Here is an 18,895-nt window from a genome sequence, read left to right as displayed (position 1 = left end):
CGGCCAGATTTATGAGTTTACGAATTGGGTGGTTGCCTCGCGGCTCCGACGATGGCAGTCTATGTTGCGGTGCAGCATAGTGGACGACCAGCCGAACTGGCCCCCGATCGGATTGGTCCGATGTCTCTCCCTCAAAAGGAGCAGGACAACGCAACACGAATTTTTTAGCCCCGGCTGCGGGGATCGGCCAGAAGCCCGGCCCACAAGCCGGCGATGACAGGAATCTGAGTTCATGGCCTCGATATTCGGTTTCAGATCAAGGGATCCGGCCCGCGACCGGCAGGCCGATGTTTCACGTCTTGATCGTCTGGCAAAGCTGTTCGAACAGATTGCGGCCGAGATCGAGGCCGAGAGAACCGGGCTTGAGAATCGCTACCGGACAACGTCGACCAACGCCGCCTTCCTGGTCGAAGCCATGGAAAACGGCTCAGCTTCCGACAAGCGGTCTTCGGAAGTCAGCGCACTGACACAGTCGATCCTGAATTGCGAACGCCGCATTGCGGCGCTGTCGCGCCAGGACGGCATGATGAAAGAGCTCCGTCATTCGCTGGATATGGTCTTCGACGAGGACGCCGATTCGGCCGCCTCGGCGGAATTCGCCTGGCCGGCAGGCGCCGGCAGAGGTTGAAACGTGAAGGCTCGGAACTGTTGCAACAGATTTGATGCAAGGCGGGAAGCAATCGAGAGGGTCACAGGGAAGGTCAAGGTTGGCCCGTTCAGGAGCGGTTCGCACGTCGACTTTGGGTTGGGGACACACAGCGCAAAGGTGAGTTTGATATGAAGTCGAATCCGAAACCTACGACGGCAATTGACGCGCCGCCTCTCGCATATCGGACCGGACAAGCCGCCTGGCGACGGCTGGGGTCGCTCGGTGCGTTGCTGCTGGCTGCTCTCGGCGGTTTCCTGGCAACCCCTTCCTACGCCCAGGAAATTCCGACATCGCCGTCCTTCGTCGATGATTTCAAAAGCTTCGATCGCGCGCGCTGGTATGTTTCCGACGGCTGGAACAACGGCAGCCATCAGAATTGCACCTGGTCGAAAGGCATGGTCGAACTGTCGAATAATGTGCTGTCGCTCGGCTTCGAAAAGCAGACGCTGAAGGATCGCGACTACGTCTGCGGCGAGATACAGACCAAGCAGCGCTTCGGCTACGGCACCTATGAGGCACGGCTGAAGACCGATACCGGCTCCGGCCTCAACGCGGCGTTCTTCACCTATATCGGTCCCAGCGACAAGCAGCCCTGGGACGAGATCGACTTCGAGGTGCTGACCAAGGACACTTCCAAGGTGCAGGTCAATGCCTATATCGCGGGCAAGGGCAAGAACGAGAAGCTGGTCGACGTGCCTGGCGGCACGGAGAACGCCTTCAACGACTACGCCTTCGTCTGGCAGAAGGACAGCTTGCGATGGTACGTCAACGGCCAGCTGGTGAACACGATTACCGACCCGGCGAAGCTGCCCAGCCATGCACAGAAGATATTCTTCAGCTTTTGGGGCAGCGATACGATGAAGGGTTGGATGGGAGCGTTCGCGGATCCGGGCCGCAAGCTTTCCCTGCAGATCGAGCGGGTTGCCTTCACGGCGCTCGGCGAACCCTGTCAATTTCCGGAATCGCTGGCATGCAGTGTAAAGTAGTTGGGAAAGTCGATTTGAACCGGCGGGACCGAAAACGGTCCGCTGCCTTGCATGGGAATGAAACCGAATGAATTTGACGGTGTTTGGAATTGGCTATGTCGGCCTCGTGCAGGCTGCGGTCCTTGCCGAAGTCGGGCACCAGGTGGTGTGCGTCGACATCGACGGCGCCAAGGTCGAGCGGCTCAACCAGGGCCTGGTTCCCATTTTCGAACCCGGTTTGGAAAACCTCGTTAAGGAAAACCATGCCGCCGGCCGCATCAAGTTCACCACCGATGCCGCCGCCGCTGTCAGGCATGGCGAGATCCAGATGATCGCGGTCGGCACGCCGCCGGGCGAGGACGGCTCGGCCGATCTCAAATATGTGCTGGCCGTCGCTGAGACCATCGGCCGCGAAATGGACAAACCCAAGATCGTCGTCGGCAAGTCTACGGTGCCGGTCGGCACCTGCGAAAAGGTGAAGGCCAGGATTGCCGACACGTTGAAGAAAAGAGGCCGCGAGGACCTGGCTTTCGATGTCGCTTCGAATCCCGAGTTCCTCAAGGAGGGGTCCGCGGTCGCCGATTGCATGAAGCCGGACCGCATCATCGTCGGCACCGACAGCGAGGACACCGAGGCTGTGATGCGCGAACTCTACGCGCCGTTCAACCGCAACCACGAGAAGATGATCGTGATGGACGTGCGAAGCGCCGAATTCACCAAATATGCCGCCAACTGTATGCTGGCGACCAAGATCAGCTTCATGAACGAGATGGCCAATTTGGCCGAACAGCTCGGCGCCGACATCGAGGAGGTCCGCAAGGGCATCGGCAGCGATCCCCGCATCGGCTACCATTTCATCTATCCGGGTCTGGGTTATGGCGGTTCGTGCTTCCCCAAGGACGTGCGGGCGCTGATCAAGACCGCCGAAGGCGTCAAATTCGACGCCAAGCTGCTGCGCGCCGTCGAGGAGCGCAACAACGCACAGAAATCGGTTCTCTTCGACAAGGTGGACCGCTATTTCAAGGGCAACCTCAAAGGCAAGACCTTTGCGCTCTGGGGCCTGGCCTTCAAGCCCAACACCGACGACATGCGTGAGGCGCCGGCGCGCGTCCTGATGGAAGCGCTCTGGAAGGCCGGCGCCAATGTGCAGGCCTATGATCCCGAGGCGATGCAGGAATGCCAGGCCATCTACGGGTTGCGCGACGACCTGCTTCTGTGCGGCACTAAGGAGGCAGCGCTGCGCGGTGCCGATGCGCTGCTGATCGCCACGGAATGGAAGAGCTTTCGCGCGCCGTCCTTCGACGCGGTAAAGGATGCGCTGATTACGCCGGTCATCTTCGACGGCCGCAACCTCTATGACCCCAAGGTCATCGCCCGCCACGGCATCGAATATCACTCGATCGGCAGAATGGCGGCATGAGACTAGGCCCTGGCAGACGGATGCAATACCGGTCCGCACATGGCCTGCGGGCGCTGGGACTGAGCGCGTATTTCTGTGTGGAGTTGTAGCCGATGGTGCTGGACGTAAAGCCGGAGCAAATCACCAAGGATCATTTCGATCTCGTAGCGATCGGTTCCGGCTTCGGTTCGGCCTTCTTCCTGCACGAGTTCGCCAAGCGCCGAAAGGCACGCATTCTGGTGCTGGAGTGGGGGCGCCACAACACCCATGAATGGCAGCTCGAGCAGAACGTCAACACCGACATCGAAGACGAAACGACCTACAAGACCAATTCCAACAAGCCGTGGAACTACACGATCGGACTGGGTGGCGGGACGAACTGCTGGTTCGCGCAGACGCCAAGATTTCATCCCAATGATTTCCGGCTGAAAAGCACCTACGGTATCGGCAATGACTGGCCGATCAGCTATGACGACGTCGAGCCGTTCTATTGCGACGCGGAAGACATCATGTCGATCTCCGGCGATCCCGACATGGCGGCGATGCTGCCCCGCTCGAAGCCGTTTCCGCAACCGCCGCATCGCATGTCGACACCGGACAGGGTGATGAAGGCGGCGCAGCCCGGCCAGCACTTTGTCATGCCAACCGCGCGGGCGCGGCTGCCGACATCACAACGCACCTCGTGCTGTGCCAATCTGCGTTGCTGGCTGTGCCCGGTCGACGCCAAATTCACCGTCAACAACGGGTTGATGCACGTCTTCGAGCATCCCGACGTCTCGGTCTGCCTCGGTGCGGAAGTCCGCCGGCTCGATCACGTCGGCGGCGCTGTCCGTTCGGTCACGTTCCGCCATGACGGCAAGGAATACCAGGTCAGCGGCGATCTCTTCATTCTCGGCGCCAATGCCATCCAGAGCGCGGCGATCATGCTGCGATCCGGCCTGGGCGGCGAGTTCGTCGGCAGCGGCCTGCATGAATCCTACGGCTGGAATTTCGAGGTCTATCTGGACGGCGTCGACAATTTCGATGGCAGCACCATCACCACCGGCCTGAATTTCGGCCTCTATGATGGTCCTCACCGATCGGAGCATGCGGCGGCACTGGTCTATTTCGAGAACCGCTGGCAGCACGGACTGCGTGCCGAAAAAGGGCGGCTACGCCAGGCGCTGCCGCTTGTCGTGGTCACCGAGGACTTGCTCGATCCCGAGAACTTCGTCACGCTTGACGAGGATGAGAATGCCTTCGTCAGCTTCAAGGCGCCATCGGACTATGCGGTGAAGGGCATGGCGCGCGCTCTGGAGAAATTGCCTGGCCTTCTGGCGCCGCTGCCGGTCGAAAAGCTCTTCGACCGCGGCATTCGGCCGAGCGAATCGCACGTCCAGGGCACGCTGAGGATGGGTACGGGCCCAGCCGATTCGGTCATCGACAGCGGCATGATCCACCACCAGCTCAGAAATCTGGTCGTCGTCGGCACCAGCACCTATCCGAGCTGCTCCTGCGCCAACCCGAGCCTGACCGCGGCAGCGCTGTCCTTGCGGGCGGCGAGCCGGATCGCGTGAAAGGAGGTATCGCATGATCGAGATTTCCAGACGCTCGGCCCTGGCCGTCATGGCTGGCGGAGTGGTTTCGACAGGGGTCGCCTACGCCGCCGTTTCCTCGTTCTCGGACGAGGATCTGGTGCGCGTCACGCTGGAAAAATACCTTGGCAAGTTGAACATCCGCATCGAGCATCTGCAGCAGTTCGTGCTGGCGTTCCGCAACAGGAATCCGTGGAACTTTCCAAGCGAAAAACTAAGCGACGCCGTCACGCTGGTGGAGGAACTCAAATTGGGCGCAGCACGCCGCCTGCTGCCCGAGCGAAAGCGGGAAGATCTAGTGCATTTCGACCGCTGGGTGGTCGCCGAATTCCATATGCTGACGGACTATGCCTGGCGCAGTTCGCCCAACGACCCGATCCGATTTACCGGCTGGCAATCGTGTACCAATCCCTTCGCCAATCTGGAGCCGCCGAAACTTGCCTGACGTCGAAAGCGAGGCGGCGGACTTTGCCTGTTGTCTCCGAGCAAGGAATACGAGATGCGACAAGGAGCCCGATCATGAAAGTTCTCTTTGCAGGCGGCAACGGCTACCCGCCCGAGTTCAGCGGCGGCGTTCAGTCGAGCACGCATCATCTGGCCGAACAGCTGATCGAGCACGGTCATGAAGCCGCTGTGCTCGCCGCCCTGTTCGGTGATGGTGTCTTCGGCTTCAAGGCGCGCGCCAAGATGAAGCTGCTGCGGCAGCCGGCGGTTGTCGACAGCTATCCCGGCTATCCGGTGGTGCGGGCCTGGTTTCCCTGGGAAGCAGCGGGCTATGCCGTCGACAGGCTGAAGCCCGATGTCGCCGTGGTCCAGTGTCACAAATCGGTTCCGATCGGCAAGGCGCTGCAGGCGGAGGGCGTGCCTCTGGTCGTCTATCTCCGCAATGTCGAGTTCCATGAACTGGGCGGCGATCTGCGCGAATTGCATTCCGCGCTTTACATCGCCAATTCTGACTTCACCGCACGTACTTACAGACAGGAGTTCGGCATCGAGGCGGTGGTGATCCCGCCAACCATCAACCCGGCGCACTACTCGACGCCGACGACGGGCCAGTTCGTCACGCTGATCAACCCTTATGAGGAAAAGGGGTTCGAGCTCGCGGTGCGGATCGCCGGCGCCTGCCGCGAAATTCCATTCCTGTTCGTCGAAAGCTGGAAGCTCGACGACGATCACCGGGCGCGGATCGAGCAGACGATCGCTCCCTTGGGCAATGTCGTCCTGGAGAGCCGCACCAGCGACATGAAGACGGTCTACGGCCGCACGAAGATCCTGCTTGCTCCCAGCAAGTGGGAAGAGGCCTGGGGCCGCGTCGCGTCGGAGGCCCATTGCAGCGGAATCCCCGTTGTCGGCTCGCGGCGCGGCGGTCTGCCCGAAGCGATTGGCTCCGGTGGCGTGGTGCTGGATTATGATGCACCGCTGGCCGACTGGGTCGCGGCCGTCAGGCGGCTGTGGAACGACAATCAGGAATATGACCGGCTTTCCAGCCTCGCCCGCAGCTTCGCCGGGCGCCCGGAACTCGATCCCGATCGCCAGTTCATCACCTTCTTCTCGATACTGGACAGGGCCATGCAGCAACGCGCGCGGCAGGCGGCCTGACGGCGCCGCCTGAGCAGGTCAGGCCGGGCGTTTGACCCGGCTTTTCAGCGTCTCGTAGCCGCGGGCGCCAAGCAGCGCGCGGGCAATGGTCTTGGCGGCGCTTTTGCGGCCCTCTTGCGACTTGATCTGCCGCAGCCTTGCCGGCAGGTTTCTGGCCGCCTGGCCAAGTGCCGGCAGCGACAGCGTGTTGGGAAAGCTGACCATATGCGTTTCGACGCACAGCACCGGCTTGCCTGACAGTTCGGTGATCCTCAGCGCCTGTTCGTGCTCGCTCTCGATGAACAGGATGGCATCGGATTTGCGGTAGAAATCGGCCTTGAAACTGCCATGCGCGCCGAGCCGTTGCCGTTCCGCCTTGCTCGGCAGATCGAGCATGATCAACTGGTCGTATTTGATCTCATGCTTGGCGAGCCATGCCTCGGTGAGCGCGCGGTATTTCTCCAGCCGGCTGGTGACCAGCCAGCCGATCCTGTGGGTCGCGACATGGAGCGGCCGCGCTTCGCTGAGGAATTGTTCATAGGCCGGGCCGTCGTCGTTTTCCGCCTCTGTCGGATCGAGGCACAGCACGCCGTCAATGTCGACGCAGCATTGCGCCAGGAATTTATGATGCATGAAGTTCCACTGGAACATGCGCGGATGCGGCACGACTTCGAAGACGAGGTCGGTTTCCTGGTGCTGGGGCTCAAGGCCGAACACGGCGGCAAAGGTGAACTCCGCCTTGATGCCCGCAGCCTGGATGCGGGCGCGTGCGTCACGCATGGCGTTGCCGCCGGCGACGCTGTCGTCGATCACCAGCACCTTGCGCATCTCGGAAACCTTGCGGTCGAGAGCGGCACGGCGCTTGGTGACGCCAGACGTATAGATACGCCCTTCCAGGAAGCTGTCGAGATCGGTCATCGGGATGTTCGCGGCAAGGCTGACCAGCGTCGCTGCCAAAACGCCGCTTCTCGGCACACCGACCACCAGGTCGATGTCGCGCGGCAGCCGGTGCAGGCCCCTGACGATGGCGTCGTTCATATCGGAGATCGATCGGTAGTGCATGGTTCAGACCTGGTCCTGGAGGAGATGTGGGTAGCAGTCGAAGACGCCCAAATTATTGCGCTTCGCGCGCCGCCGCCGCAGGCAGCCTTGCCGGCAGCATCTTGAGGGCCTCGCGCAAGGCTTCGCGGCCGGAGGCGAATGCCAGTGCGATGACGATGGTGATGAGGTAGGCGAGCACGGCGCCGCTGGCCAGGGCGACGACATGCTGCTGCGGCAGCGCTGGCTTGATGAACCAGATGCCGGCCAGTGCCAGATGGGCGCCAAGCACGAACGGCGTTGCCGCTCGAAGTACATGGTGCGCCTGAAGCGGCCCGCTCTTGCCGACATAGAGCCACAGGAACGGCGTCCGCAGATATTCGCTGATCGCATAGGCGATCGCCACGCCCAGCGCGCCATAGGGCAGGCCGAGCATGAAGGCCAGCACCGACGTCACGGCCGTTATGATGCCCCAGCGCATGAAATCGCCGGAGCGGCCCTGGCTGACGAAAAGCCACCCCGCCGGATTGTTGAGCGGCTGCAGCAGCCCGGCAAAGCCGAGCGCCAGGAAAATCGAGGCGCTTGCGCGCCATTGCTCGCCGAGCACGAAGGGGATCAGCACATCCGACATCGCGGTGGCGAAGGCGACGCCGGGAAGCGCCACCAGCAGGATCAGCGGCATGACGCGCAGATAGGCGCTGCGGTAGCGATCCGGCTCATCCTTCAGCCTCGAAAGCGCCGGAACCATCACCTTCGACAGCGGGTTGGTGATCTGGCTCAGCGGAAACAGAAGCAGCTTGTAGGCGCGGTCATAGAGGCCGAGTTGCGCCTCGCCCCAATATTTGCCGATCAGCACATTGTCGAGGTTGCGGGCAAAGAAATTGGCGAAGTTGAAGCCGGTGATGCCGGCGCCGAAATTAATCAGCTCGCCGATGCCGGCGACCTTGCGCGGCAGGCCCGGACGCCAGCGCGAGCTCGCCCAATAGCAGAGCGTCGGCAGCACGGCACCGGTCAGCGTGCCGGCAAACAGGGCCCAATAGGAGCGATCGATAAAGGTCCAGGCGATCGACACCGCAAGCCCGGCAATGGCGCTGGCGACGTCGACGACGGCCAGCCGGCCGAACTGCATGCGGCGCGTCAAGAGCGCCAGATGCTGGGCGCCCAGCCCATAGGCCATGATCTGCAGCCCGAACGCAGCCACCAGGCCCGTCACGCGCGGCTCGCCGTAAAAGGCGGCAACCAGCGGCGCCGCACCCGCAAGCACGCAAGCCAGGATCGCGCTGACCGCGACGTTGATCCAGAAGAGGTAGTTCACCTCCTCATGCCGGATGCCCGACTTCTGGATCGTCGCCTGGGTCAGGCCGAAATCCTGGAACAGGGCGATAAAGGCAAGCACCGGCGCGCACATCGCCACGACGCCGAAATCCTGTGGCGACAACAACCGCGACAAGACGATGACGGACAGGATCTGTGTCGCGACCCGCACCGATTGCGCCATGGCCGTGACAACCGCGCCGCGCCCAACCGATTTGCGCAAGGAGCCTTCTGGCGGATCGAATGCATTGGCTTCCAAATTCAGGATTCCTGATTTTTTACGTGGATTTCCGAGCCCGAAAATCCACGACCGCCGCCGACCACAAACTACGGCAATAATTTTGCAGTGCAACAGAAAACGTGGACCGCCGCACCAAAAATGTTGCGATGCAGCAAGACCTGTACTAGCATTCCCTCGGGTGGGCCAACAGCGGTCGAGTTTTTATGCTGCATGTCTTGTACCTTGTGCACGACGTTTCCGACCCGGCGGTGCGCCGGCGGATCACGATGCTCAGGGCAGGTGGGGCCCAGGTCACTTTGGCCGGCTTCCGTCGCACCGCGAATCCGATTGCGGATATCGAGGGACTGCGCCCGATCGACCTCGGCGCGACGCGTGACGGGCGATTCGGCCAACGCCTCGCGGCCGTGGCCAAAGCAGCCGTTTCGATAGGCTCGAAGCTGGGCGGCATGCCAAAACCGGATATCATCATCGCGCGCAACCTGGAAATGCTGGCGCTTGCCCGCCGCGCCAGGTCAGCCTTCGGTGCATCGGTTCCGATCGTATACGAGTGCCTCGACATTCATCGGCTTGTGCTGCGCAACGATGTCCTGGGCAAGGCGCTGCGCGCCACCGAACGCTTTCTGGCCAGGGATGTGAAGCTGCTGGTGACCAGTTCTCCTGCCTTTATCGCCAATTATTTCAAGCCGTTCGGCCAGGTCGCGGCACCCATCGAGCTGGTCGAAAACAAATATTTCGAGGCCGCGACGATCTTGCCCGGCGCTCCGCAGACTGAAGAGAGCCCGGTCGGTCCGCCATGGCGGATCGGCTGGTTCGGTGCGCTGCGTTGCCGACGCTCACTCGAGTTGCTGGCCGATTTCTCCCGCCGCATGGAGGGCCGCTTCGAGATCGTGCTGCGCGGACGTCCGGCTTTGTCGGAATTCCCTGACTTTCACGGCTTTGTCGAAGCCGAGCCGTGGCTGTCGTTTCTCGGGCCCTACCGCAATCCGGAAGACATGGCGGCGATCTACAACCATGTCCATTTTTCGTGGGCGATCGATTTCTTCGAGGCGGGGCAGAACTCCGAATGGCTTCTGCCCAACCGGCTCTATGAAGGCTGCCGTTTCGGAGCGGTGCCGATCTCGATGGGCAACACCGAGACCGGGCGGTTCCTCAAACAGCAGGATATCGGCGTGCTGTTGCCGCAGGCGTCGCCCGAAGCGCTCGAAGCCGTGCTCGGCAAGATGGAAGAGCATCGCTTCGCCAGGCTGAAGGAGCGCGTTCTGGCCCGCAATCCGAGGACCTGGAGCTACGATCGCAGCGATTGCCGGGCGCTTGTCGAGCGGCTGCGCAGCCTGACGGCCGTGCCCGGCTCCTTTGCCGCCGAGGCATTGGCATAGGATGGCTAAGGATGGACAGAGGCAAGATGGACAGAGCTTGATGACGCAGACGGACAAACCCTCATCCAGCCTGATCGTCGTTCCGTGCCTGAATGAAGCCGCCCATATCGGTGCGCTGCTCGATCAATTGCGGCCCGCGGCCGCCCGGCTTGGCGCCCGGATCATCGTCGCCGACGGCGGCAGCACCGACGGCACGCTTTCCATCGTCGAGGATGTGATTGCCAAGGACCCGCGGGTTATCCTGCTCCACAACAAGCGGCGCATCCAGAGCGCGGCGATCAATCTCGCCGTCGGTACCTTCGGCGATGGTGTCGACTATCTCATCCGCATCGATGCGCATGGCGGTTATCCCGACGATTATTGCGACCGGCTGGTCGAGGAAGCCTTGGCCACGGGCGCGGATTCGGTTGTCGTTTCGATGCTGACCAGCGGCAGCGGTGCCGTGCAGAAGGCGGCCGCCGCGGCGCAGAACTCCAAGCTCGGCACCGGCGGCTCGAAGCATCGGCATCTTTCGCAGGGACAGTGGATCGATCACGGCCATCATGCACTGATGCGGATATCGGCATTCGGCGCCGTCGGCGGCTACGACGAAGCGTTCAGCCATAACGAGGACGCCGAGCTCGATTATCGCCTGCGCAAGGCGGGCTACAAGATCTGGATGAGTGGCAAGACGCAGATGGTCTACTATCCGCGCGCCTCGCTCTCAGGCCTCTATTTCCAGTATCTCGGCTACGGTCGCGGGCGTGCCAAGAATGTGCTGAAGCACCGCGTCATCCCAAAGATCCGGCAGATGGTGCCGCTGGCGGTCTTCCCGGTGGTTCTTCTTGCGGCCTTCTCCTTCGTGCATTGGATTGCGGCAGTGCCTTTGTTGCTGTGGGTGTCAGTGTGCCTGGGCTACGGACTGGTGACGGCTATCCGCCAGCGCAAGGCTGACGTTGCGCTGGCCGGTGTCTCGGCCATGGTCATGCATCTTGGCTGGTCGGTTGGCTTCTGGCTGCAGCTTCTCGGCCTCGGCTCGCGACGCGGAGTGGCCTGATGGCGGTGTCGGCAAAGAACCGCAGCATCGACATCGGCGTCTGCACGTTCCGCCGGCCGGAGCTGGCTGACACGCTGCGCTCGCTCGACGCGATGGAGATGCCGGCGGGATTCGATATCCGCATTATCGTCGCCGACAATGACGACACCCCGACGGCCCGTGACCTGGTGGCCGCGCTGTCGCGGGAATTGACGGTGCCGATCCACTATCGGCATGCCCCGGCGCGCAACATCTCGATCGCCCGCAATGCCTGCCTCGATGCGAGCACAGCGGATTTCGTCGCCTTCATTGATGACGACGAAACGGCCACGCCTCAATGGCTCGCCGAATTGGTCGCGATGGCGCAGCAAAGCGGTGTCGCCGTCGTGCTCGGCCCGGTCAGGGCGCGCTATCGCCCGGATGCGCCGGACTGGATGCGGCGCGGCGATTTCCATTCGACCTTGCCGGTCTGGGTACGCGGCGAGATCCGCACCGGCTACACCTGCAATGTTCTGCTGCGGATGGGCTCGGACAGCCTGCGCGGCCGCCGCTTCAGCCTGGCGCGTGGCCAGACCGGCGGCGAGGACACCGAATTCTTCGACCAGATGCACAAGGCCGGCGGCCGCATCGCCTTCGCGCCCGAGGCGTGGGTCGACGAGGTGGTGCCGCGCTCAAGGGCGGCATTCGAATGGCTCGGCCGCCGCCGCTTCCGCGTCGGCCAGACGCATGGCCATCTCCTGGGCAGCAGCGCCAGCGGCATCGGCCTGGTCAAGCAGGTCGGCCTGGCCTCGGCAAAGGCCATCTATTGCTTCGCCTCGGCACTTCCGGTCGTCGTCAGTCCAGTCCGCAGGAACCGCAGCGTGCTGCGCGGCATTATGCATGTTGGTGTCGTCAGCGGCCTCGTCGGCATCCGCGAAATTCGCCTCTATGGCCAGCCGTCGCCACAGGAGGGAGGCAAACGTGCAGCCTGACGTCAGCTCTGTCCCGGATGTTTCCTTCGTTATTGCCGCCTACAACGCCGAGGCGACCCTTGATCGGGCGATTGCCAGCGCCATCGCCCAGAAGGGTGTCAGCGTCGAAATCATCGTCGTCGACGACAAGTCGCGCGATGCGACGCTCGACGTGGCGCGGGCCTACCCCGGGGATATCGTCCGTGTCGTCGCCCTGGCCAGCAACCGCGGCCCTGGCGGCGCCAGGAATGCCGGCCTCGACGCCGCCCGCGGCAGATGGATCGCGGTTCTCGATTCCGACGACGCGGTCCTTCCCGGCCGGCTCGCGGCCATGATCGCTCGTGCCGAAAGCGCGGATGCCCAGATCGCCGTCGACAATCTGCAGGTCGTTCGCGAGGATGGCGTCATCGAGGACGCGATGTTTCCGCGGCAGTATCTGGAAGGCTTGCGCGAGATTTCGCTGGCCACCTACATCGCCGGCAACGTCGTCTTCGAATCCAAGTTCAACCTCGGCTACCTCAAGCCGATCTTCCAGCGCGCGTTCCTGAACGAAAACCGGCTTCGCTACGACGAAAAGCTGAGGATCGGCGAAGACTACATCCTGTTTGCCGGCGCCTTGGCCAGGGGCGGAAAATGCGTCGTCGAGCCCGATATCGGCTATGCCTATCATATCCGCAGCGGCTCCATCTCGCGCGTGCTCGAGCTTCACCACGTCGAAGCGATGCGCAGGGCGGATGCCGTGTTCGCTCAAACCCATCGGATGGATGAGGCCGCGCAGGCCGCGTTCGCCCGGCGCGGCCGCAGCCTGCGCAAGGCGGCATCGTTTCTGTCACTGGTACAGCACATCAAGGCGCGGTCCCCGCTCAAGGCGATCCGGACAGCGCTCAGCGACCCGGCGGCGGTCAGGCATATGGGCATGCCGATCGCCGTGCGGTTGCGAAGAATGGCGGCACAATTTGCCGTTGGGGCGGGGAGGTGAAGATGCAGGCACATGGAGGGATTTTTCGTGGCCTGTGAATGGACTGAAGTCGATCTCCTCAGAAGGAATTTGCGATGAAGAAAATCAGGAAGGCCGTGATACCGGTGGCGGGGCTTGGAACAAGATTCCTGCCGGCGACCAAGTCGATGCCAAAGGAAATGCTTCCCGTGGTCGACAGGCCTGTCGTGCAATATGCGGTGGACGAGGCCTTCGAGGCGGGCATCGAGCACATCGTCTTCGTGACCGGCCGCAACAAGGCGGTGATCGAGGACTATTTCGACCTGCATCCGGAATTGATCGGCACCCTGGAGCAGACCGGCAAGAAGACCCAGTTGGAGGCGCTCGAAAGCATGCTGCCTGTGGCCGGTGCCACCAGCTTCATCCGCCAGCAATCGCCGCAAGGCCTCGGCCATGCCGTCTGGTGCGCGCGCGAGGTTATCGGCAATGAGCCCTTCGCCTTGCTGCTGCCGGACATGGTGTCCTTCGGCGGGCGCGGATGCCTCGCCGAAACCGTCGAGCTTTATGAGCGCACGGGCGGCAACGTGATCGCCGTCGAGCGTTGCGAACCGAGCGAGACCAACAAATACGGCATCGTTGGCCGTGGCGCCGAGATCGGTGGCGGTTTCGAGGTGACGGCCATGGTCGAGAAGCCGGCGCCGGCCAATGCGCCGTCGAATTTCTACATCAATGGCCGCTACATCCTGCAGCCCGAGATTTTCGCGCTTCTGGGCAATCAGCAGCGCGGCGCCGGCAACGAGATTCAATTGACGGACGCCATGGTTCGTCTGTCGAAGGATCAGTCGTTCTTCGCCCAGCCTTTTAAGGGTCGCATGTTCGACTGCGGTTCCAAGGAAGGGTTCATCCAGGCCAACATCGCCTTCGCGCTGGCGCGCGACGACATGAAGGGTCCGGTTTTCGAGATGCTTCAGGAGTTCGTCCGGTCGCATGAACGCCAGGAAGAAGCCGCATAATGCCCATCTTTCGGGAGCATGGTCAGATGGCCGGCGAAGAGGGGCCGGCAGGTTCTCGCCGTCTGGCACGACGCTTGCTTCGCTTCTGGCGATGCTCCCGATCTTCGAGGCGCCTGCAAGCCAAGGCATGATCCCGGAAAGTGGGTCCCGGTTTCCGGAAAAGATCATGTTGAAACAGTGAGATAGAGTCCATTGCGATGGACCGGCTCTAGAATTGGACCGAAGATGAATTATGCCAACTTTCCTCTCGACAAGAGGATGCCATTGCCGAATTCGGACGCAGGAGACGGCGAAGACTTCATCGATATCGAGCGGCTGCTTGGCATGGCCGCACGGCAGGCCAAGGTGGTTGCCGTGTGTGCCGTCATCGGTCTCTTCCTGGGCTTGCTCTATTTGCAGACGACGCCGCCTAAATATCAGTCGGTCGCCAGCGTGCTGATCGATGAGGGCTTGAACAAAATCGTCGACGACATTTCGGCGACGTCGACAACCATGCAGACCGATTCGGCGATCCTGAGCCAGATCGAGATCCTGACCTCGACGCGGCTTGCCGCCGTGGTCGTCGACAAGCTGAAGCTCGACCAGAACGACACATTCATGAATCCGCCCCAGTCGGCGCTTGCCCAAGGCATAGGCCTCATCCGCGGCCTGATCCAGTATGTCCGCCCCAACTCTTCCATGCCGGGTGGCACTGACTTCAGCAAGCTCGACCCGGCCGCCCGCGATGCGCTGATCGCCACGTCGCGCCGCGACTACGCGATCCTCAAACTGCAGAACGAGATCCGTGCTGAACGCATCGGGCGAAGCTACGTCATCGCGCTCGGCTATCAGGCGACGGACCCGGCTTTGGCAAACGCGATCACCAAGGCCTACGCCGATGCCTATCTCGCCGATCAGCTCGACGCCAGCTTCGATGCCACCGAGCGGGCTGCGGTCTGGCTCCAGGGCCGGTTGACGGAGCTGCGCCAGAGCTCGCAGGCAGCTTCGCTTGCGGTTGAGAAATTCAGGGCCGAACACGGGCTGGCCGCCAACAGCGATGGCCAGCTGATGAGCGACAAGCAGCTTTCCGACCTCAACGCCCAGCTTATCGTGGCGCAGGCCGACACCGCGCGCGCCAGCGCCCGCTACCAGCAGTACAAAGCCATTGTCGACAGCGGCTCCGAAAACGCCTTCAAGGATGCCGCCATATCGAGCGACCAGCCGAGCAGCTCGGTCATATCGGCGCTCAAGACCCGCTACCTCACGGTGGCCAAGCGTCTGCAGGACGTCGAGGCGAATTTCGGCCCCGAGCACCCGCAGGCGGTGGCTCTCTCCAAGGAGAAGGCCGACATATCGACGCAGATTTTCGGCGAGCTGAAGCAGCTGACCGAAAGCTATCGCAACGAATATGAGGTGGCGCAGGCACGCGAGACCGCGCTCCGGGCCAACGTCGCGGCCGCACAGGGCAAGAGTTCCGTCGACAACCAGACGCAAGTCAAGCTGCGTGAACTCGATCAGCAGGCGACGGCGCTCACCACGCTCTATCAGACATTCCTCGGCCGCTATGAGGAAGCTGCGCAACAGCAATCCTTCCCTGTCGGCAAGATCCGCATCATCTCCGACGCGTCGATGCCGATGGCGGCCTCGAGCCCGCGCACCATCGTCGTGCTCGGACTTTCGCTGGTGCTTGGCCTGCTGATGGGCGCCGGCTTTGGTGGGCTGAACGAGTTCAACGAACGCTTCTTCAGGACCGGCGAGGACGTGCGCGACCGCGTCAACCTGAAATTCCTCGGCTATCTCCCGACGATCGGCGGCAAGCTCGGCAAGGACGAAAAGCCGGGCGAGACCCAGGTAGACGCCAAGACCACCCAATCGCTGTCGGCGGCCGAAAGGCGGGCGCGCATGCGGGTCAGCATCGATTCTCCAGCCTCGATGTTCTCCGAAACGCTGCGCAGCGCCAAGATCGCCTTCGACGTCGTGATGGAAGGGCAAGGCAGCCGCGTCATCGGCGTCATCTCGGTGCTTCCCGGCGAAGGCAAGTCGACGGTCGCGGCAAATCTCGCCGGCTTGCTCGCCGCCAATGGCTCCAAGACGCTGCTGATCGACGGCGACTTGCGCAATCCCGGCCTCAGCCGGGGCCTTGGCATGGAAACCGAGCAGGGCTTGATGGAAGCGGTGGTCAGTGGCCAGACCTGGCAGTCCGTCGGCAAGATCGACAGGCAGACGAAGCTGGCGATCATCCCGGCGGTGCTGCGCGGTCACTTCTCGCATACCAGCGAACTTCTCTCCTCGGCCGGCATGCGACGCTTCATCGAGAACGCCAAGGAGACGTTCGAATACATCGTCGTCGATCTGCCGCCGCTCGGACCGGTGGTCGACGCCAAGGCTTTCGCGCCGTTGGTCGACGGTTTTGTCCTGGTCACCGAGTGGGGGCGCACCCCGCGCGCGATGGTCAGGTCGATGCTGGAATCCGAACCCTATGTCGCCAACAAGATCGTCGGCGCGGTGCTGAACAAGGTCGATTTGAAGAAACTGGCCAAATACGGATCGTTCGGCGGCTCGGAAAAATTCTTTGATAAATATTCGAGCTACTATCTGGAAAAGTCGGAAGTGCGCGGCAAGGCGCCGGTGTGACGTCGACCGTTGCGCGAGTGGACCCTCTCTGAAGTGTATCGATCTTCAGGTCAGCACACCTGAATATCGATGCGCGTCAAGAGAAGATCAGCCTGCCTTGCTTGTCGGCGATCCTGACGGCGGTCAGGCGTCCGCTCTGGAAGGCGGCTGTGTCGATGCCGAGCCGGCGCCCTTCGAGCTTCGGGACGTCCACCGGAGTATGCCCGTGCACCACCCAGCGGTCGAGCAGGTGCGTTGCCTCGAAGAAGTCCGAACGGATGTTGGCCAGGTCGTGGTCGGTTTGCGCCGCAAGGTCGACGCCGGGCCTGATGCCGGCGTGGACGAACACGAACTTCCGCGAACGGACCATGATCGGCAGCCCGCGCAGGAAGCTGACGTGATCATCTGGAATGATCTCCCTTATGCGTCGGTCGATCTGCGCGCTGCTCCCGTAGAGGCTGGCGAGGCGCGCCGGATCGATGCCATAGGAAAACAGGGTTTGCAGGCCGCCCGTCGCCAGCCAGGGCTCGCGGGACAGATTTCCGTCGAGATAGTTCAGCATCGCCACTTCGTGGTTGCCGGCAAGACAAATGCGCTGAAACCCTTTCGGCGGCGGCGCCAGGAGGTGATCCAGCACCCGCGCCGACTGAAGCCCCCGGTCGATGTAGTCGCCAAGCATGACGATGATCTTGCGGCTCTGGAAGCGAAGCGAATCGAGCAGGATCTTCTGCTCCAGGGCACGGAGTTCCTTGTAGCAGCCATGCACGTCACCGATCGCATAGACGACGGCGTCCTGCATGTCGATATCGAGGCGCGCACGCGCCGCGATGCGGGGTTTTCGCTGGAACAGGTTCACGTGCAGGGCGTCTCGAGGCAAGCTCTCATACGGAAGGCATAAGTGCCTGTTATCATGCCCGAAACGGAGAATTCCGCAATCGTGGAAAATGCAGCCCCGCCGGGTCGGGACCGCAATGCATGTCGCTCAGAAATGAGCTCGGTCTTGGGAAAACGATCTGTGGAAACAAAGGCCTGAAGCGGGCCTGAATCGCTCAGGCGCGACATGCTTTAGGTCGGCGGCCGGCCCGGTCTGCCGGATCGTCGTCAGGCTGCCTTGAGCCGATAACGGAAAACGGTGTGGTCGAGCAGCAGCCGGATGCGTGGTTCGGCCTCGATCGCCACCAGCCAGCTTGCCGCGATCATCGTCGCGCCGACGACCGCCATCGAGAACAGATGTGGCAGACCGGCGCGAACCAGGATGCCGAGCAGGGCCGCGCCGACGACATCGTGCAGCAGGTAGAGCGGGTAGGTCAGCAGCCCGATCCGGCGCCAGCCGCTCCAGGAGAGGTCGAGCCGCAGCGACCATGCCATCAGCGCGATGCCGATGAGGAAGATGAGGATCGGCGGCGCGAACGGCATATCCCGCCCGACCTTCAGGATATGAACGTCGACTGAACTGGCGATCTGCAGCACACCACCGGCCAGGAACAGGGCGCAGAAGGCAAGTCGGGCGCCTGTCACCGCCTTGATGCGCATCAGCCACAGCATGACGCCGGTGGCGAAGAAAACGCCGTGATGCACCAGCAGCAGGTCGAGTGTGCGTGTTTCGGCAAGATCGGCCCAGCCGAGCGGATAGTAGAGGCACCAGAACAGCGTGCTGACCAAGCCGATGGCGACGGCCACAATCTCCATCAGATGGAAGCGGCCAAAGCTGAGCAGGATCCAGACGATGGCATAGAAGGCGATCTCGATGCCCAGCGTCCAGTAGACGCTGTCCACCCAAGGCGCGTACGGAACGAACAGGCCGGTGCGTAGGAGCCTGATGACGGCATCGGTCGGCCAACTGAGCCCGACAAGCAGCAGCACCACCGCCGTGACCGGTGCGCAGATCCAGACCGCCGGCGCCAGCCGTTTCACCCTTGCTTCGAAAAACTGCAGGGGTGTCGACCTTTCGGCGCTGAAGGCGATGACGAAACCGCTGATGACGAAGAAGATCTGGACGCCGACCCAGCCGGATTCGACCCAGGCGCCTATTGCCGGCTGCGGGGGAACGCCGCCCGTCGCGCGCGCCGAAACACCGTCCGGATACGCCCACACCCAGAAGCCATAGTGGTAGACCATGACCATGACGGCGGCGAGAAAGCGCAGGATGTCTACGCCACCAAATGTAATCTTCTGCTGAGCCATGCGACCTTTGTCGATGTCCCCCCGCGAACGACTTTAGGGTGCATTGCTGCGTCGCACAATAAAAGTATTG

At 62.4% G+C, this 18,895-nt stretch carries 16 protein-coding genes; 12 read left to right on the top strand and 4 right to left on the bottom strand.

Translation table 11 applies throughout. The features are described 5' to 3' along the window. Nucleotides 1-232: 232 nt before the first annotated feature. From EJ079_RS03960 to EJ079_RS03935, 6 genes are all read left to right on the top strand, one after another. On the top strand, nucleotides 233-628 hold the full coding sequence (locus EJ079_RS03960; protein WP_127322326.1) for a hypothetical protein: 396 nt from the start codon (nucleotides 233-235) through the stop codon (nucleotides 626-628). Between the two features lie 149 nt (nucleotides 629-777). Beyond that, the gene (locus tag EJ079_RS03955) at nucleotides 778-1,635 is read left to right on the top strand and encodes a family 16 glycosylhydrolase (RefSeq protein WP_127808145.1); all 858 of its coding nucleotides are present in this window, start codon (nucleotides 778-780) and stop codon (nucleotides 1,633-1,635) included. A 67-nt stretch (nucleotides 1,636-1,702) separates the two neighbouring features. Next, nucleotides 1,703-3,034 (top strand): UDP-glucose/GDP-mannose dehydrogenase family protein, encoded by a 1,332-nt coding sequence (locus tag EJ079_RS03950; RefSeq protein ID WP_127808144.1) that lies wholly within the window; start codon nucleotides 1,703-1,705, stop codon nucleotides 3,032-3,034. A gap of 92 nt (nucleotides 3,035-3,126) precedes the next feature. Then, nucleotides 3,127-4,569, top strand: a complete 1,443-nt coding sequence (locus tag EJ079_RS03945; protein WP_127808143.1) for a GMC family oxidoreductase — start codon at nucleotides 3,127-3,129, stop codon at nucleotides 4,567-4,569. 13 nt (nucleotides 4,570-4,582) lie between these two features. Continuing rightward, nucleotides 4,583-5,032: a hypothetical protein gene (locus EJ079_RS03940; protein ID WP_127267655.1), complete on the top strand. Its 450-nt coding sequence runs from the start codon at nucleotides 4,583-4,585 to the stop codon at nucleotides 5,030-5,032. A 74-nt stretch (nucleotides 5,033-5,106) separates the two neighbouring features. Continuing rightward, on the top strand, nucleotides 5,107-6,186 hold the full coding sequence (locus EJ079_RS03935) for a glycosyltransferase (protein ID WP_127267654.1): 1,080 nt from the start codon (nucleotides 5,107-5,109) through the stop codon (nucleotides 6,184-6,186). Between the two features lie 18 nt (nucleotides 6,187-6,204). On the opposite strand, the gene EJ079_RS03930 is transcribed toward EJ079_RS03935, so the two are convergent. Both EJ079_RS03930 and EJ079_RS03925 read right to left on the bottom strand, forming a co-directional pair. Next, a complete protein-coding gene (locus EJ079_RS03930; RefSeq protein ID WP_127396117.1) occupies nucleotides 6,205-7,227 on the bottom strand; it encodes a phosphoribosyltransferase family protein in 1,023 nt (340 codons plus the stop codon). 52 nt (nucleotides 7,228-7,279) lie between these two features. Then, entirely contained in the window at nucleotides 7,280-8,776 is a 1,497-nt protein-coding gene (locus EJ079_RS03925; RefSeq protein WP_127808142.1) for a lipopolysaccharide biosynthesis protein, read from the bottom strand. A gap of 185 nt (nucleotides 8,777-8,961) precedes the next feature. On the opposite strand from EJ079_RS03925, the gene EJ079_RS03920 reads away from it, so the two are divergent. From EJ079_RS03920 to EJ079_RS03895, 6 genes are all read left to right on the top strand, one after another. Next, nucleotides 8,962-10,134, top strand: coding sequence for a glycosyltransferase (locus EJ079_RS03920; RefSeq protein ID WP_127808141.1), 1,173 nt, complete (start codon nucleotides 8,962-8,964; stop codon nucleotides 10,132-10,134). Between the two features lie 40 nt (nucleotides 10,135-10,174). Further along, nucleotides 10,175-11,170 (top strand): glycosyltransferase family 2 protein, encoded by a 996-nt coding sequence (locus EJ079_RS03915; RefSeq protein WP_127808140.1) that lies wholly within the window; start codon nucleotides 10,175-10,177, stop codon nucleotides 11,168-11,170. Continuing rightward, a complete protein-coding gene (locus tag EJ079_RS03910; RefSeq protein WP_127321007.1) occupies nucleotides 11,170-12,120 on the top strand; it encodes a glycosyltransferase family 2 protein in 951 nt (316 codons plus the stop codon). Before EJ079_RS03915 ends, EJ079_RS03910 begins: the two co-directional genes overlap by 1 nt. Beyond that, complete coding sequence (locus EJ079_RS03905; RefSeq protein ID WP_127808139.1) at nucleotides 12,110-13,078, top strand: glycosyltransferase family 2 protein; 969 nt, start codon at nucleotides 12,110-12,112, stop codon at nucleotides 13,076-13,078. Before EJ079_RS03910 ends, EJ079_RS03905 begins: the two co-directional genes overlap by 11 nt. 74 nt (nucleotides 13,079-13,152) lie before the next feature. Then, nucleotides 13,153-14,049, top strand: a complete 897-nt coding sequence (locus EJ079_RS03900; RefSeq protein ID WP_127269746.1) for a UTP--glucose-1-phosphate uridylyltransferase — start codon at nucleotides 13,153-13,155, stop codon at nucleotides 14,047-14,049. A 225-nt stretch (nucleotides 14,050-14,274) separates the two neighbouring features. Further along, complete coding sequence (locus EJ079_RS03895; RefSeq protein ID WP_127811275.1) at nucleotides 14,275-16,662, top strand: polysaccharide biosynthesis tyrosine autokinase; 2,388 nt, start codon at nucleotides 14,275-14,277, stop codon at nucleotides 16,660-16,662. Between the two features lie 76 nt (nucleotides 16,663-16,738). Here EJ079_RS03895 and EJ079_RS03890 read toward each other — a convergent pair whose 3' ends face one another. Both EJ079_RS03890 and EJ079_RS03885 read right to left on the bottom strand, forming a co-directional pair. Next, on the bottom strand, nucleotides 16,739-17,497 hold the full coding sequence (locus tag EJ079_RS03890) for a metallophosphoesterase family protein (protein WP_127395428.1): 759 nt from the start codon (nucleotides 17,495-17,497) through the stop codon (nucleotides 16,739-16,741). 245 nt (nucleotides 17,498-17,742) lie between these two features. Further along, nucleotides 17,743-18,825 carry an acyltransferase gene (locus EJ079_RS03885; RefSeq protein ID WP_127808138.1) on the bottom strand — a complete coding sequence of 361 codons (1,083 nt, stop codon included), beginning with the start codon at nucleotides 18,823-18,825 and terminating at the stop codon, nucleotides 17,743-17,745. Nucleotides 18,826-18,895: the final 70 nt, after the last annotated feature.

This window comes from Mesorhizobium sp. M7A.F.Ce.TU.012.03.2.1, assembly GCF_004006095.1.
GTDB lineage: Bacteria > Pseudomonadota > Alphaproteobacteria > Rhizobiales > Rhizobiaceae > Mesorhizobium.
This window is presented reverse-complemented; position numbering and strand designations above follow the sequence as displayed.

What these genes read in the sequence shown, in the direction of transcription:
- EJ079_RS03960 (WP_127322326.1), top strand. Translation starts at nt 233, where the DNA reads ATGGCCTCGATATTCGGTTTCAGATCAAGGGATCCGGCCCGCGACCGG.
- EJ079_RS03955 (WP_127808145.1), top strand. Translation starts at nt 778, where the DNA reads ATGAAGTCGAATCCGAAACCTACGACGGCAATTGACGCGCCGCCTCTC.
- EJ079_RS03910 (WP_127321007.1), top strand. Translation starts at nt 11,170, where the DNA reads ATGGCGGTGTCGGCAAAGAACCGCAGCATCGACATCGGCGTCTGCACG.
- EJ079_RS03950 (WP_127808144.1), top strand. Translation starts at nt 1,703, where the DNA reads ATGAATTTGACGGTGTTTGGAATTGGCTATGTCGGCCTCGTGCAGGCT.
- EJ079_RS03895 (WP_127811275.1), top strand. Translation starts at nt 14,275, where the DNA reads ATGAATTATGCCAACTTTCCTCTCGACAAGAGGATGCCATTGCCGAAT.
- EJ079_RS03920 (WP_127808141.1), top strand. Translation starts at nt 8,962, where the DNA reads ATGCTGCATGTCTTGTACCTTGTGCACGACGTTTCCGACCCGGCGGTG.
- EJ079_RS03930 (WP_127396117.1), bottom strand. Translation starts at nt 7,227, where the DNA reads ATGCACTACCGATCGATCTCCGATATGAACGACGCCATCGTCAGGGGC.
- EJ079_RS03940 (WP_127267655.1), top strand. Translation starts at nt 4,583, where the DNA reads ATGATCGAGATTTCCAGACGCTCGGCCCTGGCCGTCATGGCTGGCGGA.
- EJ079_RS03935 (WP_127267654.1), top strand. Translation starts at nt 5,107, where the DNA reads ATGAAAGTTCTCTTTGCAGGCGGCAACGGCTACCCGCCCGAGTTCAGC.
- EJ079_RS03885 (WP_127808138.1), bottom strand. Translation starts at nt 18,825, where the DNA reads ATGGCTCAGCAGAAGATTACATTTGGTGGCGTAGACATCCTGCGCTTT.
- EJ079_RS03900 (WP_127269746.1), top strand. Translation starts at nt 13,153, where the DNA reads ATGAAGAAAATCAGGAAGGCCGTGATACCGGTGGCGGGGCTTGGAACA.
- EJ079_RS03915 (WP_127808140.1), top strand. Translation starts at nt 10,175, where the DNA reads ATGACGCAGACGGACAAACCCTCATCCAGCCTGATCGTCGTTCCGTGC.
- EJ079_RS03945 (WP_127808143.1), top strand. Translation starts at nt 3,127, where the DNA reads ATGGTGCTGGACGTAAAGCCGGAGCAAATCACCAAGGATCATTTCGAT.